Here is a 341-nt window from a genome sequence, read left to right on the forward strand (position 1 = left end):
ACCCCGAGTCGGCGCGCAAGGGCGAGTTGGTCATCGTCCCGAACGACATGCTCAAGGAAGTCATCTGGTACCCGGGCCCGTCCGCCCCGGGCGGCTCCATCGCGGAACCGCTCGTCATCGGGGTGTACGACGACGGCCGGGAGCTGCACCTCACCCTCCCGCAGGCAATCCACCTGCTCGTCATGGGCGTGACCGGCTCCGGCAAGACCGAGGCGGCTCTCGACGTCATGGCGGAAGTCCTCACCCGCCGGGACGTGGCCGTGTGGCTGTCGGACCCGAAGCGCGGCCAGGACCTCGGGGAGGCGTTCGGCGCGTGCGACTGGGTCGTCACGACGCAGGAC

General features: G+C 70.4%; 1 pseudogene. It reads left to right on the forward strand.

The window, feature by feature from the left end:
- Positions 1 to 341, forward strand: a pseudogene (locus tag IH25_RS0136965) (plasmid transfer protein TraB); the annotation flags it as partial.

The sequence above is a fragment of the Streptomyces achromogenes subsp. achromogenes genome, from assembly GCF_000720835.1.
GTDB lineage: Bacteria > Actinomycetota > Actinomycetes > Streptomycetales > Streptomycetaceae > Streptomyces > Streptomyces achromogenes.